General features: G+C 74.1%; 12 protein-coding genes, 1 pseudogene and 1 riboswitch. Of the genes and pseudogenes, 7 read left to right on the forward strand and 6 right to left on the reverse strand.

Annotated elements, in window-relative coordinates; all coding sequences use genetic code 11:
* The 4 genes and pseudogenes from ACFYYJ_RS14405 to ACFYYJ_RS14420 form a co-directional block, all read right to left on the reverse strand.
* A pseudogene (locus ACFYYJ_RS14405) lies at window positions 1-232 on the reverse strand (sulfate ABC transporter substrate-binding protein); the annotation flags it as partial.
* Between the two features lie 307 nt (window positions 233-539).
* A complete protein-coding gene (locus tag ACFYYJ_RS14410; RefSeq protein ID WP_384583264.1) occupies window positions 540-632 on the reverse strand; it encodes a putative leader peptide in 93 nt (30 codons plus the stop codon).
* Window positions 633-785: 153 nt separating this feature from the next.
* Window positions 786-1,244, reverse strand: coding sequence for an RrF2 family transcriptional regulator (locus tag ACFYYJ_RS14415; protein ID WP_385120686.1), 459 nt, complete (start codon window positions 1,242-1,244; stop codon window positions 786-788).
* 68 nt (window positions 1,245-1,312) lie between these two features.
* Window positions 1,313-2,500 carry an acyl-CoA dehydrogenase gene (locus ACFYYJ_RS14420; RefSeq protein WP_389132131.1) on the reverse strand — a complete coding sequence of 396 codons (1,188 nt, stop codon included), beginning with the start codon at window positions 2,498-2,500 and terminating at the stop codon, window positions 1,313-1,315.
* A gap of 285 nt (window positions 2,501-2,785) precedes the next feature.
* A riboswitch (cobalamin riboswitch) is annotated at window positions 2,786-2,940 on the forward strand.
* A gap of 192 nt (window positions 2,941-3,132) precedes the next feature.
* Between ACFYYJ_RS14420 and metE the strand changes: the two genes are divergently transcribed.
* From metE to ACFYYJ_RS14440, 4 genes are all read left to right on the forward strand, one after another.
* The gene (gene metE, locus ACFYYJ_RS14425) at window positions 3,133-5,457 is read left to right on the forward strand and encodes a 5-methyltetrahydropteroyltriglutamate--homocysteine S-methyltransferase (RefSeq protein WP_389132134.1); all 2,325 of its coding nucleotides are present in this window, start codon (window positions 3,133-3,135) and stop codon (window positions 5,455-5,457) included.
* 143 nt (window positions 5,458-5,600) lie between these two features.
* On the forward strand, window positions 5,601-7,145 hold the full coding sequence (locus ACFYYJ_RS14430; RefSeq protein ID WP_389132137.1) for an SDR family oxidoreductase: 1,545 nt from the start codon (window positions 5,601-5,603) through the stop codon (window positions 7,143-7,145).
* Between the two features lie 123 nt (window positions 7,146-7,268).
* Window positions 7,269-8,642 carry a cryptochrome/photolyase family protein gene (locus ACFYYJ_RS14435; protein WP_389132140.1) on the forward strand — a complete coding sequence of 458 codons (1,374 nt, stop codon included), beginning with the start codon at window positions 7,269-7,271 and terminating at the stop codon, window positions 8,640-8,642.
* Window positions 8,643-8,753: 111 nt separating this feature from the next.
* Entirely contained in the window at window positions 8,754-9,413 is a 660-nt protein-coding gene (locus ACFYYJ_RS14440) for a sigma-70 family RNA polymerase sigma factor (RefSeq protein ID WP_389132143.1), read from the forward strand.
* Here the strand turns inward: ACFYYJ_RS14440 and ACFYYJ_RS14445 are convergent.
* A complete protein-coding gene (locus tag ACFYYJ_RS14445; RefSeq protein ID WP_389132146.1) occupies window positions 9,385-10,368 on the reverse strand; it encodes a MerR family transcriptional regulator in 984 nt (327 codons plus the stop codon). The two genes, ACFYYJ_RS14440 and ACFYYJ_RS14445, sit on opposite strands and share 29 nt — an antisense overlap.
* A gap of 246 nt (window positions 10,369-10,614) precedes the next feature.
* On the opposite strand from ACFYYJ_RS14445, the gene ACFYYJ_RS14450 reads away from it, so the two are divergent.
* The gene (locus ACFYYJ_RS14450; protein WP_385357162.1) at window positions 10,615-10,977 is read left to right on the forward strand and encodes a transglycosylase family protein; all 363 of its coding nucleotides are present in this window, start codon (window positions 10,615-10,617) and stop codon (window positions 10,975-10,977) included.
* Between the two features lie 129 nt (window positions 10,978-11,106).
* Window positions 11,107-11,823: a CPBP family intramembrane glutamic endopeptidase gene (locus ACFYYJ_RS14455; RefSeq protein WP_389132148.1), complete on the forward strand. Its 717-nt coding sequence runs from the start codon at window positions 11,107-11,109 to the stop codon at window positions 11,821-11,823.
* Window positions 11,824-11,859: 36 nt separating this feature from the next.
* On the opposite strand, the gene ACFYYJ_RS14460 is transcribed toward ACFYYJ_RS14455, so the two are convergent.
* Complete coding sequence (locus ACFYYJ_RS14460; RefSeq protein ID WP_389132151.1) at window positions 11,860-13,638, reverse strand: alpha/beta hydrolase; 1,779 nt, start codon at window positions 13,636-13,638, stop codon at window positions 11,860-11,862.
* A gap of 159 nt (window positions 13,639-13,797) precedes the next feature.
* On the opposite strand from ACFYYJ_RS14460, the gene ACFYYJ_RS14465 reads away from it, so the two are divergent.
* Window positions 13,798-15,141, forward strand: coding sequence for a diacylglycerol/lipid kinase family protein (locus ACFYYJ_RS14465; protein ID WP_385120712.1), 1,344 nt, complete (start codon window positions 13,798-13,800; stop codon window positions 15,139-15,141).
* Window positions 15,142-15,143: the final 2 nt, after the last annotated feature.

Genomic DNA, 15,143 nt, shown 5'->3' on the forward strand with positions numbered 1-15,143 from the left:
GGATCAGGCCCTCCTGCAGACCGACCAGCGCGGTCGCGTGCGTCAGGTTCGGGAAGTACCCGATCCGGACCTCCGAGGCCGACAGCTTCTTGCCGTCGGCCGAGGCCGCGGCGGCCGGCTTGTCCTCGTCCTTCTTCGCCTCGGAACCGTAGCCGCACGCGGTGAGCAGGAGCGGAAGGGTGGCGGTGACGGCGATGGCGCGGAGGGTGGTGAGCGGTCTTGCGGCAGACACGGAGGTGTCCTTTCACGGGATGGGGTGTCGGGGAAGTCATGGGGGCGCGCGGCCGGGGCCTTCGGCACGCACGACACCCACGCCCGGCGTCGGCCGGTCACGGGACCGTCGTCGCAGGCGGAGCAGGGGCAGGGTGTCGTGGGTGCCGCGTGGCCGGGGTGCCGAGCCGCGTACGTCGCACGCCGCGCTCGGAGGTGACGCGGGGCGTGCGGGGCCGGCGGAGGGGGCCGCCGAGCCCGGGCCCGCGGAGCGGGGTGGCGGGGCCGGGGAGCGCTACGAGGATCGGCGCGCGGAACCGGGGCCCGGGTCAGGCGGGCTGACAGATGGCGCTGGACGTACGCACCAGGTCGATGTGCCGGCGGGTGGTGAGGACGGGCAGAAGAATGGCTGATTCATGCATTGCTCGCACGGCCACCTCACCTCATTCCTAGTTTTCCTACCGGGCTGGTAGGCATCTTGGCAGACGTCGAGACTCGCCCCAAGAGGGCGTCCGAATGATGGACGGACTCATCTCGATGTGTGAGAAAGAGCAGGTCGGGCAGGTGCCGACGGCTCAGGGATTGGTCCAGGCCTCGGGAGTGGTCGTCAGCGCGGACACGTCGGCGGGCAGGTCGGCCGCGGCGACGTCGGCGAGCGTCACGCCGTCGAGGATCTCGCGAACGTTGGCGCGAAGGGCGATCCAGAGGGGCAGCAGCGATGTGGCCGGCCCGGTGTAGGAGAGGTCCGGCGGGCGGACTCCGCGCACCGAGACGAGCGGGCCGTCCACGATGCGGATGACGTCCGCGATGGTGATGGACCAGGCGGGCTTGGCCAGCCGGTATCCGCCGTTGCCGCCGCGCTGGCTGAGCACGAGCCCGCCGCGGCGCATGTCGTTCAGGATGCCTTCGAGGAACTTGTGCGGGATGTCCTGGGCGTCGGCGATGGCTTCGGCCTTCACCGGCCCGTCGTCCTCCGACGACGCGAGCTGCAGTGCGGCACGTACCGCGTAGTCCGCCCTGGCTGAGATCCGCATGCGCTCATTATCCCGTACGGATCCGGCCGCGTCCGCCGAGGGCGGGGCCGCCCGGGCGGGGCCGCGCGTCAGCGGAAGACGGCCGCCGGCACGCGGTGGGGGGCGTTGAGGTAGTGCTCGCCGATGGCGCGCAGGCGGTGCGCGACCGGTCGGTGGGCCGTCAGCACGCGGGCGTTGCGCCAGAAGCGGTCCAGGCCGGGGGCGTCGGCGAGTTCCAGCACCCGGGCGGTGATGTGCAGGGTGGCCTTGGAGGTCACCGTCTCGGCCGTGGCGACCAGCGCGGCGACGTCCGCGGGCTCGTCGGCGTCGAGGTGCGTCCCCGTGTCGAGGGCCCGCGCCATCGCCCCGGTCGCCCGGTCGACCACGGCGGTGGCCGTCTGGGCGGCGGAGGCGAGTTCCCCGTACGTCAGCAAGAGGTCCGGGTCCTCGCCGGGCAGCCGGTAGGAGCGACCGCGCCTGCTGAGGTCGCGGGCTTCGGTGAGGGCGCCCTCGGCGATCCCGAGGCCGACGTGACACAGGGCGAGCCGGAGCGCCGGCTCGGCGAGCGCGGTGAAGGGCGCCGTCGACTCCTCGTCGTGCGGCCGGCGCCCGAGCACCTGCTCGGGCGTGACGGCGACCCGCTCCAGGACGAGGTCGCCCGCGCCGGCGACGCGCTGTCCGAGGCGGTCGTGGGCGGGTTCCACGGTCACGCCCTGCGCGCCGGGCGTGATCCGCACGACCAGGACGTCACCGGTGCCGGTACAGACGGCGTCCAGCACGATGCGGTCGGCGACGGCCGCAGCCGTGTGCACGGACCGGCGCCCGTTCAGGACGTAGCCCGACCCGCGGGGCCTCAATGTGAGGTCCGGTCCGGCGTCGTCGTCGTCGGGCGTCGGATTGCCCACCGAGCCGGTCCACAGCCACTGCCCGCGCACCGACGCCTCCTCCAGGTCGGAGGCCTGGAGGAGGCCGGCGTAGAAGCGCGCGCTCCACGCGTGCGCGTAGTGGCGGGCGAGCACCTCGCCGACGGAGCCGTCCGCCGCGGAGATCTCCCGTACGACGGCGCATCCGGTGCGCCAGTCCGCCCCGCGCTCCGGCCCGGGCGGGGTGAGGGCAGCCGGCAGACCGGCCTCGCGCAGCCGCGCCGTCTCGTCGACCGGCGGCCTGCCCGCCCGGTCGCGGGCGACGGCGTCCGCGGCGAGGTCGTCCGCCACGTCGCGAGCGGTACGCAGGAGCGCGTGGCGCTGCTCTTCGGCAGGCCGGACGGCGGTGGTCATGTGGGCTACTCCGGAGCGTCGTCGGGCGGTCCCGGCCGGGTGCCGGATGGCGTGCGGCCGAATCCCACTTTTCCTATCGGATTGATAGGAATACTCTCCGAAGGGGCTTGGCTCGGCAAGACCATGGCCGCATGGTGGACACGTCCGTCCCGCAAGAGGAGACGGTCGGGGCCCGTGTCGCAGCTCACGGTCCGACATGCGCCAACCGGTCCCCACGTCCGGCGCGGTCGGCCTAGGGTGGGCCACGCAGCTGGTTCGCCCCCGTCCGCCAGGCGGGACGCGTCGTAAGAGGGAACCCGGTGGGAATCCGGGACTGCCCCGCAGCGGTGAGCGGGAACGACCGCCGTCATACGCACTGGGACCGGAACCGGTCCTGGGAAGCGACGGCCAGTAGGTGCCCGCCGGGAGACCGGCAGGCGTGCCCGTGAGTCCGAAGACCTGCCCGTTGCCCGTGCGCGATCGACCGCGCACGGTTTCCCGGTGACCTCGTGGGCGGGTCGGCGTGCACCTCGGACGGGACCTCCCGTCGCGTACCCGGACGTACGCGACCACGACGGTCCGCCCGTTCCGGCACCCCTTCGCGCCCTCGGCCCCACCGGGTCCATGGAGACACGCTCGCGAAGGAGAGTTCCGTGACCACCAAGTCCGCAGCCGCGGCAGTACGGGCCACCGTCCACGGCTACCCCCGGCAAGGACCGGACCGCCGGCTGAAGAGGGCCGTCGAGGGCTACTGGAAGGGCCGCACGAGCGCCGAAACCCTCCGGGAGACCGCCCGCGACCTGCGCCGGGACAACTGGGCGCAGCTGACCGGGGCCGGCATCACCGAGGTCCCGACCGGCGACTTCTCGTACTACGACCACGTCCTGGACACCAGCGTCATGGTCGGCGCGATCCCCGCCCGCCACCGCGCCGCCGTCGAAGCCGACGCCCTGGACGGCTACTTCGCGATGGCACGCGGCACGCAGGACGTGGCGCCGCTCGAAATGACCAAGTGGTTCGACACGAACTACCACTACCTGGTCCCCGAACTCGGCCCCGACACCGTGTTCACCGCCGATCCCGCCAAGCAGGTGGCCGAGTTGAAGGAGGCACTGGCCCTCGGTCACACCGCCCGCCCGGTCCTGGTCGGGCCCGTGACGTACCTGCTCCTCGCCAAGCCCGCACCCGGCGTCGACGCCGGCTTCCCGCCGCTGACCCTGCTCGACCGGCTGCTGCCCGTCTACGCCGAGGTCCTCGCCGAACTGCGCGCCGCGGGCGCCGAATGGGTCCAGCTCGACGAACCGGCCCTGGTCCAGGACCGCACCCCGGCCGAACTGAACGCCGTCGCCCGCGCCTACCGGGAACTCGGCGGCCTCACGGAGCGGCCCAGGCTCCTCGTCGCCTCCTACTTCGACCGGCTCGGCGAGGCCCTGCCCGTCCTGGCCAAGGCGCCCGTGGAGGGCCTCGCCCTCGACTTCACCGAAGCCGCCGAGGCGAACCTCCGCGACCTCGCCAAGGCCGGTGGCCTGCCCGGCAAGCGCCTGGTCGCGGGCGTGGTCAACGGCCGCAACGTCTGGATCAACGACTACGCGAAGTCGCTGACCACCCTCGGCACCCTCCTCGGTCTCGCCGACCGCGTCGACGTGGCGGCATCCTGCTCGCTCCTGCACGTACCGCTCGACGCCGACGCCGAGCGTGACATCGCCCCTCAGATCCGGCGCTGGCTCGCCTTCGCCCACCAGAAGACCACCGAGATCGCCACGCTGGCCCGCGGACTCGCCCGGGGCACCGACGCCATCACGGCCGAACTCGCCGCCAACCGGGCCGACCTGGCCTCCCGCGCCGCCTCCCCGATCACCCACGACCCCGCCGTCCGGGCCCGCACCGCAGCGGTCACCGACGCGGACGCCCGCCGCGCCCGCCCCTACGCCGAGCGCGCCGCGGACCAGCGCGCCCGCCTGGGCCTGCCGCTGCTGCCCACCACGACCATCGGCTCCTTCCCGCAGACCGGGGAACTGCGCCGGGCCCGCGCGGACCTGCGATCCGGCCGCATCGACACCGCCGCCTACGAGCAGCGCATCGAGGACGAGATCCGCGAGGTCCTCTCCTTCCAGGAGAAGATCGGGCTCGACGTCCTCGTGCACGGCGAACCCGAACGCAACGACATGGTCCAGTACTTCGCCGAGCAGCTCACCGGTTACCTCGCCACCCAGCACGGCTGGGTCCAGTCCTACGGCACCCGCTACGTACGGCCGCCGGTCCTCGCCGGGGACGTCTCGCGCCCGGAGCCGATGACGGTGCGCTGGACGACGTACGCCCGGTCGCGGACCGGCAAGCCGGTCAAGGGCATGCTCACCGGCCCGGTCACCATGCTCGCCTGGTCCTTCGTGCGCGACGACCAGCCGCTCGCCGAGACCGCGCGACAGGTCGGACTCGCCCTGCGCGACGAGGTCGACGACCTGGAAGCGGCCGGAACCCCGGTGATCCAGGTCGACGAACCCGCCCTGCGCGAAACGCTGCCGCTGCGCGCCGACGGCCACGCCGCGTACCTGGCGTGGGCCACGGAGTCCTTCCGCCTCACCACGAGCGGTGTCCGATCGGACACGCAGATCCACACGCACATGTGCTACGCGGAGTTCGGCGACGTCCTCCGGGCCATCGACGACCTCGACGCCGACGTCATCAGCCTGGAAGCGGCCCGCTCCCACATGCGGGTCGCCGACGAGCTCGCGGGCGCCGGCTATCCCCGCGAGGTCGGCCCCGGAGTCTGGGACATCCACTCGCCGCGCGTCCCCTCCGCCGCCGAGGCCGCGGCCCTCCTGCGCAAGGGACTCGGGGCCATCCCGGCCGAACGGCTCTGGGTCAACCCCGACTGCGGCCTGAAGACCCGCGGCTGGGCCGAGACCCGCGCCTCGCTGGAGAACCTCGTCGCGGCCGCCCGCGAGGTCCGTGCCGAGACCGGTCCCGCCTCCGCCTGATCCGCCTGATCCCGCTCGGGTCCGGGGCGGGCCCTGCGCCCGTCCCGGACCCGCGGTGCGGCTGTTCGCCGACGCCCCGCATCCGTCCGGGCCGCAGGGGCGGAAGAACCGGTGTGACGCCCCCGCGAGGAACGGAGCAGCCCATGGCGACCAGCCCCCGTACCCCGTCCGAACCGGCGCCGGGCCGCACGCTGTGCCTGGTGACCGGTGCCAGCGGCTACATCGGCGGCCGGCTCGTCCCCGACCTGCTCACCGCCGGCCACCACGTGCGCTGCCTCGCCCGTACCCCGGCCCACCTGCGGGACCACCCCTGGGCGGACCGGGTCGAGGTGGCGAGGGGCGACGTCACCGACGCGGAGAGCCTGCGCCCCGCCTTCCGCGACGTGGACGTCGCCTACTACCTGGTGCACTCGCTGGGCGCCGGCCGGGACTTCGAGGAGACCGACCGCAGGGCCGCCCGGACCTTCGCCGAGGAGGCCCGCGCCGCGGGCGTGCGCCGCATCGTCTACCTCGGCGGCCTCACCCCGGTGGACGTCCCCGAGCACGAGCTCTCACCGCACCTGCGCTCGCGCGCCGAGGTCGGCCGGATCCTTCTCGACTCCGGCGTCCCCACCACCGTCCTGCGGGCCGCCGTCGTCATCGGCTCCGGCTCGGCCTCCTTCGAGATGCTCCGCTACCTCACCGAACGGCTCCCCGTGATGGTCACGCCGAGCTGGGTCGGGACCCGCGTCCAGCCCATCGGCGTACGCGACGTACTGCGCTACCTCGTCGGCAGCGCGGCCATGCCGGACGACGTCAACCGCGCCTTCGACATCGGCGGCCCGGACGTCCTCACCTACCACGACATGATGGTCCGGTACGCGTCCGTCGCCGGGCTCCCGAGGCGGCTGATCGTGCCCGTCCCGATGCTCACCCCGGGCCTGTCCAGCCACTGGATCGGCCTGGTCACCCCCGTGCCCGCCGCCCTCGCCCGGCCGCTCGCCGAGTCCCTGCGGTACGAGGTGGTCTGCGCGGAGCACGACATCGCCGCGTACGTGCCGGACGGGCCCGACACCCCGGCCCCCTTCGACCACGCCCTCTCGCTCGCCCTCCAACGCGTCCAGGAGGCCCGCGTCACCACCCGCTGGTCCTCCGCCCTGTTGCCCGGGGCCCCCAGCGACCCCCTGCCCACCGACCCGGACTGGGCGGGCGGCAGCCTCTACACCGACGAGCGCGAACGCACCGTCGACGCCGATCCGCACGCCCTGTGGCAGGTCATCGAGGGCATCGGCGGCGAGAACGGCTGGTACTCCTTCCCGCTGGCCTGGGCCGTACGGGGCTGGTTCGACCGGCTCGCCGGCGGCGCCGGACTGCGCCGCGGGCGGCGCGACGCCCAGCGGCTGCGCGTCGGCGACGCCCTCGACTTCTGGCGGGTCGAGGAGATCGAGCGGGGCACGCTGCTGCGGCTGCGCGCCGAAATGAGGCTGCCGGGGCTCGCGTGGCTGGAGATGCGCGCCGAGCGGGACGACACGGGCCGCACCCGCTACCGCCAGCGCGCCCTCTTCCACCCGCGCGGACTCGTGGGCCAGGTGTACTGGTGGAGCGTGGCACCGTTCCACGCCGTGGTCTTCGGCGGCATGGCCAGGAACATCGCGCGCACGGCGGAGCGGGCCGTCGCCGATCGGACGAAGCAGGGCGTGCCGGGGTGAGGTGCCCGCATCCGGGGCGCCCCCGCACACGGAAGGGGAGTGCAGCACACCAGCACCAGCACAGCAGCCCGCCGGGCGAGCCCCCAGCGGCCCGCCCGGCGGCCGATCCCCGGGAGTGGCGCCATGACCGTCTCCGTCGTCCTCTTCACGTCCGACCTCCGCCTGCACGACCACCCGCCGCTGCGCGCCGCCGTGGACGCGGCGCGCGAGACCGTCCCGCTGTTCGTCCGCGACCCGGCCGTGGACCGGGCCGGCTTCGCGGCGCCCAACCGCCTCGCCTTCCTCGCCGACTGCCTGACCGACCTCGACGCCGGACTGCGGGAGCGGGGCGGGCGGCTCGTCGTGCGCGGCGGCGACACCGCCGCCGAAGTGTGCGCGGTCGTACGGCAGTCCGAGGCCGACGAGGTCCACATGGCCGCCGATCACTCGGCGTTCGCCCGTGCCCGGGAGGAACGCCTGCGCCAGGCCCTGGAGTCCGAGGGACGCCGCCTCTACGTGCACGACGCCGTCACGACCGTGGTGCCGCCGGGCGACGTCACCCCACAGGGCTCCGACCACTTCGCGGTCTTCACCCCGTACTTCAGGCGCTGGTCCGCCGAACCGCTCAGGACCCCGCTCGCGGCGCCCAGGACCGTACGGGTTCCGCACGGGCTGCGCTCCGAGCGACTGCCGACGAGCGCCTCCGTGGCGGACGTCTCCGAAGGACTGGCCACGGGAGGGGAGACCGAGGGCCGCCGGAGGCTCGGGGCCTGGATGTCCCGGCACGCCGACGCCTACGAGGAGCGCCACGACGACCTCGCGGGCGACGCGACCTCGCGCCTCTCCCCGTACCTCCACTTCGGCGCGGTGTCGCCGACCGAGGCCGTGCACCGGGCGCGGTCCCGCGGCGGCGCGGGTGCCGAGGCCTTCGTACGGCAGTTGTGCTGGCGGGACTTCCACCGCCAGGTGCTCGCGGCCCGCCCGGCGACGGCGGTCGAGGACTACCGGCCCCGGCACGACAACTGGCGGCGGGGCGCGGACGCCGAGGCGGACCTGAAGGCGTGGCGCGAGGGGCTGACCGGGTACCCCGTGGTGGACGCCGCCATGCGTCAACTCGCCCACGAGGGCTGGATGCACAACCGGGGACGGCTGCTCGCGGCCTCCTTCCTCAGCAAGACGCTCTACGTCGACTGGAGGGAGGGCGCCCGGCACTTCCTCGACCTCCTCGTGGACGGAGACGTCGCCAACAACCAGCTCAACTGGCAGTGGGTGGCCGGAACGGGGACGGACACCCGACCCCACCGGGTCCTCAACCCCGTCCTCCAGGCCAAGCGGTACGACCCTTACGGCGCCTACGTCCGCCGCTGGGTCCCGGAGCTGGCGGAGCTCCCCGGCTCCTCGATCCACGAACCCTGGAAGCTGAAGGGCCTGGACCGGGCCGCGTACGACTACCCCGACCCGATCGTGGACCTCGCCGACGGCCTCGCCCGCTTCCGGCACGCCCGTGGCAGGGACTGAGACCGGGGGACGTCGAATACGACGCACGATCGATGCGTGTTGAGCCGCCTCCTCCGTTGGTCGGAGGCTGGTGACGCGGGGACCACCCGGCACCGGCAGGAGGACGCGCACATGACCACGGCAGACCTCGAAGCGCCCGACGCGGTGTCCGAGACGGTGTCCGATGCGGCGCCCGAGACGGTGCCCGAGGCGGTTTCGGACGAGGAGATCGGTCGGGGGCTCGCCGCGGGCGACGAGCGCTGCCTGGCCCTCGCGCACCGCCGCTGGGGGCGGCTCGTGCACACCCTCGCGGCCCGGGCCCTGGGCGACCCGCGCGAGGCCGAGGACGTCACCCAGCAGGTCTTCCTCGCGGCCTGGCGGGGCCGCGCCGGATACCGTCCCGAGCGCGGGCCCGTGCCCGCCTGGCTGGTCGGCATCACCCGGCGCAAGACCGCCGACGCCCTCACCGACCGGTCGCGCCGGCTGGACCTCGTGGCCGCCGCGGGCGCGGCGCTGCCGCCGTCCGACGGCACGGGGGAGGGCCCCGAGCACGTCCTCGACCGGGTCGTGGTCACCCGGGAACTCGCGCGCCTGCCGCGCGTCCAGCGCGACGTGCTGACCCTCGCGTACTTCGGGGACCTGACACAGGCGCAGATCGCGCACCGCACGGGCTTGCCCCTGGGCACGGTCAAGAGCCATGCCCGCCGGGGCCTCATCCGGATGCGCCACAGCCTCGTGGCCGGGGCAGGACCGGCCACCCTGATCAGCGGGGGACAGCCCTCGCACTGCTGAGGTCACGGCCGGCCGGCGGCTCCGCGTAACTGCGGGCGAGGACGTCCAGCGCCTCCCTCAGACTCCCCGGGCGGAGCATGCCCGCCTCCACGGCGCGGCCCGCCCAGCCCGGCCCCGCGAGGAGCACCCGGGTCTGCGTCCGCGCCCCCTTGACCCCGAAGGAGCGCCCGGCGACATGGCGGGCGAGGGCGTGGTTCGCGGTGGACCGGGCCTGGGACCAGAGGACGACGGCGGCGGGGCCCAGCCGCCGCACGGCGGCGTCGAGCGCCTCGGCGGGCACGGCCGCGCCCAACATCCGGGTGGGCAGCCCGCGTTCGGCGAGCCCGGCGGCCAACGCCTCCAGGGGAAGGGTGTGCTGCTCGGCGGGTACGCACGCGAGGAGCACCGGGGGAGCGGCGGGCACGGATCCGTGTCCGGCGGGGGTGACCTGCCGCAGCGCCGTCGACACGTGCCAGGACAGCAGGTGTTCCACCTCGACGTACTGGTCTCCGGAGGACTCCCACTTGCGGCCCACCGCGTGCAGGGTCGGGACCATCACGTCCTCCCAGGCCGTGACGAGGCCGTGGCTCGCCACGGCGTCACGGAGGAGGGAGTCGAGGGTGGGTCCGTCGAGCCGGACGGCGGCGCGGGCGAGCCCCCGGCGCACGTCCCCCGTCGGCAGCCCGACGTCCGGTTCCTGCCGAGGGGGGCGGGCGGCGGCCGGTACGGGGATCGGGTGCCCGCGGCCTGCCCGGGCGGCCCGCGCGGCCTCGGCGGGGGGCACGCCGGAGGCGGTGAGCCGGCACATCTCGTCCAGCACGGCCACGTCCCCGGCCGTCCAGCGCCGGTGCCGCCCGCCCTCCCGGGCCGCGGGGCCGATGCCGTACCGCTGGTCCCACGAGCGCAGCGTGGTCGGCGACACCCCGAGGTGCCGGGCCACCGCCCCGGTCGTGAGGCCGTGTGCCGTATCGGACATGGGGCCAGCTTACGACGCACGATCGATGCGGGCGAGGCCACGGGGTGCGCGCGGGTCGGGCCGAACGCACGACGGCCCCGGGAAGGCCTTGGAGCGTCCGTTCGGGTGGCGTCATCCGTTCGCCGACGGCAAGTGCCGCTGGAAGCACGTCGGTCCGTGCTGTGCTGTGGCCTCGACCCGAACGGGGGTCGAACGCGGGCCCGCCCGCTGTCGTGGCAGGCCCGCCCCAACAGCGAAGGAGGACTGATGTCGCGCCATGGGAAGGACTGGAGAAGTCGCAGCGTGATCGGCCAACTGCTGGCCTCTGTCGTCTTGTTGACCGTGTCCTTGTTGGACGTCTCCGGTGCCCACGCCGCAGCCGTCCACTCCAAACCCGACACCGACTGGGACGCCATCGCCCGCTGTGAATCGAGCGGGAACTGGCGGGCGAACACCGGCAACGGCCATTACGGCGGCCTGCAGTTCACCCAGTCGAGCTGGAACGCGGCGGGAGGCCGCAAGTACGCACCCCGCGCCGACCTCGCCACGAAGGGGCAACAGATCGCGACCGCGAGGAGACTCGCCCGGATCCAGGGCATGGGCGCCTGGACCTGCGCACGACGCCGCTGACGGAGACCGCTCCGACAGGGCGTCCGGGCCGCCCTGTCGGAGCGGTTCCGGCCGGACGCGCCCACGACGGGCCGGGGTTGCCCACCACGTCCGACCTTCCGCCCGTCATCGACCGAAGGACAAGCCCGGATGCCGCAGAGCCGGTTCCCGAGGCGGATCGGCACCTGGCCGGCCGTGGGGCTCACGGTGGCCGTTCTCGTCGTCGCCAACCTCGTCATGCACCGCTGGAGCGGCCCGATCGGCGTGCTGACGGCCGTCGTGGTCAGCGCCCTGCTGCTCGGGGTGCTCCGCTGGGCCGGCGGTACCCGCGCGGACGCGGGTCTGGCCCCCGGCACACTGGCCCGCGGTGCCCGCTGGGCGCTGGCCCTGGCCGGCGTCGTCGCCGTCGTCTACCTGGCCGGGGCCCTGCTGCCGCCCACCAGGACGCTGTTCGAGGACCGGCGGTACGAAGGGATGAGCGCGGGCGGGCTGCTGCTGCGCGTGCTCGTGACGGTCCCCGTCGGCACGGTCCTGGTGGAGGAGGTGGCCTTCCGCGGGGTGCTCTACGGCCTGGTGGACCGGGCCCGCGGAGCGGTCTGGGCGACCACCGTGTCGAGCCTGCTGTTCGGCCTCTGGCACGTCCTGCCGTCCCTGCACCTGGCGACGGCGAAACCGGCCCTGACCGCGGTCTTCGGCGACTCCGCGGTCGGCGCCGGCCTGGCGGTCGCGGGGGCCGTGCTGTTCACCGCGGCGGCCGGGGTCCTCTTCTGCGAACTGCGCCGGCGCAGCGGCAGCCTGCTGGCCCCCATGGGGCTGCACTGGGCGGTCAACGCGTTCGGCTACGTCGCCGGGTTCCTGCTGCGCTGACCGCCCGGTGTCGAAGCGCCGGAGGGGCGGTCCGGGTCAGCCCTGCGGCTGGATGATCTCCCTCAGCCGGTCCAGGTCCTGCGCCGTGAACCCGGTGGGCCGCATGACCGCGTTCCAGCCGTCGACGTACGCGGCCTTGTAGGTGTGGCCGTGGCCGTCCGGTACGCCGGTGGAGAACGGCAGGTCGGCGGTGACCTGCCAGAAGGTCACGAAGGGCATCCAGACCATGGAGCCGAGCACGTCCGTGCCGGGCTTCTCGCGGATCCAGTCGGGTTCGGAGAGGGCCAGGCTCGGGCTCCACCAGACGATCGGGTCGGACGGGTGCATCAGGTACAGCACGCGCGTCCCGTCCCACGGTCGGTCCGCCGGCGGGATCCCGGTGGTGGGGTCGTCGGTGAACCGCACGGTCCGCCCGTCCCTGTAGACCGGCTCGATCTCGGGACTCCCCGCCTCGCGGTCATCGCTGAACTCGCGGAACAGGGTGTTGAAGTTCGGCGGACCGGCGAACAGGGTACCGGCGGTGCGGTTGCGCAGGTCGGCCTCCCCGCTGAAGGCGGTCTCGCCGCCGAACGACCCCAGGCTCTCACCGGCCACGAACAGCCGTGGCCGCCGGTCGTGGGGCAGCTTGGACCAGACGTCGTACACCGCGTCGAAGAGGTCCCGGCCCGCCGCGCGCGCCTTGGACTGGTCGACGAGGTAGGACAGCCATGACGGCAGGTACGAGTACTGCATCGCCACCGTGGCGGAGTCGCCGTCGCCGAGGTACTCGAACGAGTCCACGGCGGCGGGATCGACCCAGCCGCTCCCGGTGGTCGTCATCACGAGCAGGTTCTTGCGCGCGAAGCCGCCCGCCCGTTCGAGGTCCGCGACGGCCCGCTCCGCCCGGGCCTCGGTGCTGTCGGCGGTCTCCAGCCCGGCGTAGGCCCGGACGGGCTCCTGAGCCGGGCGGTGCGTGAACGCGCCGATCTGCGCGGCCGTCGGCCCGCTGCCGGCGAAGGCCCGGCCCTGCCGGCCCAGCGAGTCCCACGGAACCAGGGAGCCGGGCCCGCCCGAGCGCAGGGCGGTCGTCGGCTGGTGCACGCCCTCCGGCGTCTCCGTGTCGCGTACGGAGAACGCCTCGTTGGCCGCGTTCACGAAGCCGCCGAGCAGCACCCCGCTGACCAAGGACCACGCCAGACCCACCACCACGACCCAGCCGACCACCCGCGCCGCCCGCGGGCCGATCCAGCGCCCGAGCAGCCTGGCGGCCCAGTGGTACAGGCGCCGCAGCCCCCGCCCGGCCACCAGCAGGAGCCAGAGGACGAGAGCGGCGATGAACGGGCAGGCGACGGCGGTGAGGACGTTGTAGTCGGTGACCCCCATCAGCCCGCGGATCTGATGCTGCCAGTACTGCCCGAACCCGAAGGAGAGGCCGAACAGAATGATCGCGCTGATCAGCAGCACGCGCCACGACCCGCGCGAGGCGGGCCGCGGGTCCCGGTCGGCGAAAGCGCGCCACACATAGGCCGCGAGTACACCGAGCCCGGCCCCGATGGCGGCGCTGATTCCGCAGATCAGCCCTTGGAGCACGCCGCCGCGGGGCAGCAGCGACGGGGTGAAGGACAGACACGCCAGCACGAGCGCGCCCCAGCAACCCGGCAGCGAAAGCCGGGGTGACCAACCCCGCTTGCCGGAACCGGGGGAGGGGGAGGGCTCGACGAGCCCGGCCTCCGCACGCCCGCCGCCCTCGCGCGACGACGGGCCGTCCGACGCGGACGGAAGGTCGTCCGCAGGAGGTGATGGGGACGACGGGGATTCCGGCGGGTCATTGGTCATGGCTGACCTCCAGGGCGGCTGACCTCCAAAGAGATGGTCCCAAGCCTCGGCCGGTCCTGCCATTCGGCCCGGACCGGCGTCCACGAAGGACGTGCCGCGCACAGGGGCCGCTCGTACCCTGAAGTGAACGCCGGCGCCGAAACGGTGGGAGGTTGCCCCATGAGTACGCGGTGGGCCGCGCGCCTGGCCCTGGCGGCGGGCGCGGCGGCGATCGTGGTCCTGGTGCTCTTCGGCGGGCTGCGGAGCCTCCTGCTCATGGGCGTGGGGTGGGCCGGGCTCCTCCTCACGGTGGCGGGTGCCTGGTGGATGCTCACCCACACCGGCTGGATCAGGGCGGCGGCCGCGCTGCTCGTGGTGGCCGCGCCGATCGCCGTCCTGATCCTGTACGCCGCGGCCGGGCTGTTGTGGGTCGTACTGGTCTCCCTCGCGCTGTGGATGCTGGCCGTGTACGCGGGCCGGTCCGCGCTGGTGGAGGACCGTCCGACGGGCATGCCGGAACGCCCCGCGGGGCGGGCCGGACACCCGTTCCTGATCATGAACCCGCGGTCGGGCGGCGGAAAGGTCGAGAAGTTCGGTCTGGCGGAGCGGGCCAGGGCCCTGGGAGCCGAGGTCCACGTCCTGGATCCGGAGAGCCACGAGGACGTGGAAGAGCTCGCCCGGCAGGCCGTCCGGCGCGGAGCCGACCTGCTCGGCGTCGCGGGCGGTGACGGTACGCAGGCCCTGGTCGCCGGAGTGGCCGCCGAACACGACATCCCCTTCATGGTGATCAGCGCCGGCACCCGCAACCACTTCGCCATGGACCTGGGGCTGGACCGGCAGGACCCGTCGACCTGTCTGGACGCGCTGACCGACGGGGTCGAGCAGCGCATCGACATCGGCTACCTCCACACGGGAGGGGCGGGGGAGGGGAGCCCGGGGCGCGTCTTCATCAACAACGCCTCGTTCGGCGTGTACGCGGAAGTCGTCCAGAGCCCCGCCTACCGCGACGACAAGGCCCGCACCATCCTGGAGATGCTGCCGGACCTGCTGGCCCACAACACCGGCGCCCGGCTGGGCGTCCGCGCCGGTTCGCTGGCCATGGAGGGCCCCCAGGCCGTCCTGGTGAGCAACAACCCCTATCAGCGGGGCGACTCGGCGGGCCTGGGGCGTCGGGAGAGGCTGGACTCCGGCACGCTGGGGGTGCTGTGCGTCCACGTCGGTGGCGCCGCCGAGGCGACCGAACTCCTGCTGCAGAACGGGCAGGGCCGCGGGCTGACCGAGGCCACTGCCCGCGAGGTCGTCGTGGACGCCGACGCCGACGTCATCCCGGTCGGTGTCGACGGCGAGGCCCTGTCACTGCCCACTCCGGTGCTCTGTCGTGTGGAGCCCCGAGCCCTGCGCGTGTGGGTGCCCCGGAACCGGCCCGGCGTGCCGCGCGCCGCGCCCCCGATGAACTGGCGCCGGGTGCGGCGTCTGGCGCTGACGATGGGACGCGCCGCGACGGGGCACGAGGCGGCCGCCTGACC

The sequence above is a fragment of the Streptomyces sp. NPDC002467 genome, assembly GCF_042889825.1.
Classification (GTDB): domain Bacteria; phylum Actinomycetota; class Actinomycetes; order Streptomycetales; family Streptomycetaceae; genus Streptomyces.

Excerpts from the sequence above, each read along its gene's own strand:
- ACFYYJ_RS14410 (WP_384583264.1), bottom strand. The coding sequence starts at position 632 with ATGCATGAATCAGCCATTCTTCTGCCCGTCCTCACCACCCGCCGGCAC.
- ACFYYJ_RS14415 (WP_385120686.1), bottom strand. The coding sequence starts at position 1,244 with ATGCGGATCTCAGCCAGGGCGGACTACGCGGTACGTGCCGCACTGCAG.
- ACFYYJ_RS14420 (WP_389132131.1), bottom strand. The coding sequence starts at position 2,500 with ATGACCACCGCCGTCCGGCCTGCCGAAGAGCAGCGCCACGCGCTCCTG.
- ACFYYJ_RS14430 (WP_389132137.1), top strand. The coding sequence starts at position 5,601 with ATGGCGACCAGCCCCCGTACCCCGTCCGAACCGGCGCCGGGCCGCACG.
- ACFYYJ_RS14435 (WP_389132140.1), top strand. The coding sequence starts at position 7,269 with ATGACCGTCTCCGTCGTCCTCTTCACGTCCGACCTCCGCCTGCACGAC.
- ACFYYJ_RS14440 (WP_389132143.1), top strand. The coding sequence starts at position 8,754 with ATGACCACGGCAGACCTCGAAGCGCCCGACGCGGTGTCCGAGACGGTG.
- ACFYYJ_RS14445 (WP_389132146.1), bottom strand. The coding sequence starts at position 10,368 with ATGTCCGATACGGCACACGGCCTCACGACCGGGGCGGTGGCCCGGCAC.
- ACFYYJ_RS14450 (WP_385357162.1), top strand. The coding sequence starts at position 10,615 with ATGTCGCGCCATGGGAAGGACTGGAGAAGTCGCAGCGTGATCGGCCAA.
- ACFYYJ_RS14455 (WP_389132148.1), top strand. The coding sequence starts at position 11,107 with ATGCCGCAGAGCCGGTTCCCGAGGCGGATCGGCACCTGGCCGGCCGTG.
- ACFYYJ_RS14460 (WP_389132151.1), bottom strand. The coding sequence starts at position 13,638 with ATGACCAATGACCCGCCGGAATCCCCGTCGTCCCCATCACCTCCTGCG.
- ACFYYJ_RS14465 (WP_385120712.1), top strand. The coding sequence starts at position 13,798 with ATGAGTACGCGGTGGGCCGCGCGCCTGGCCCTGGCGGCGGGCGCGGCG.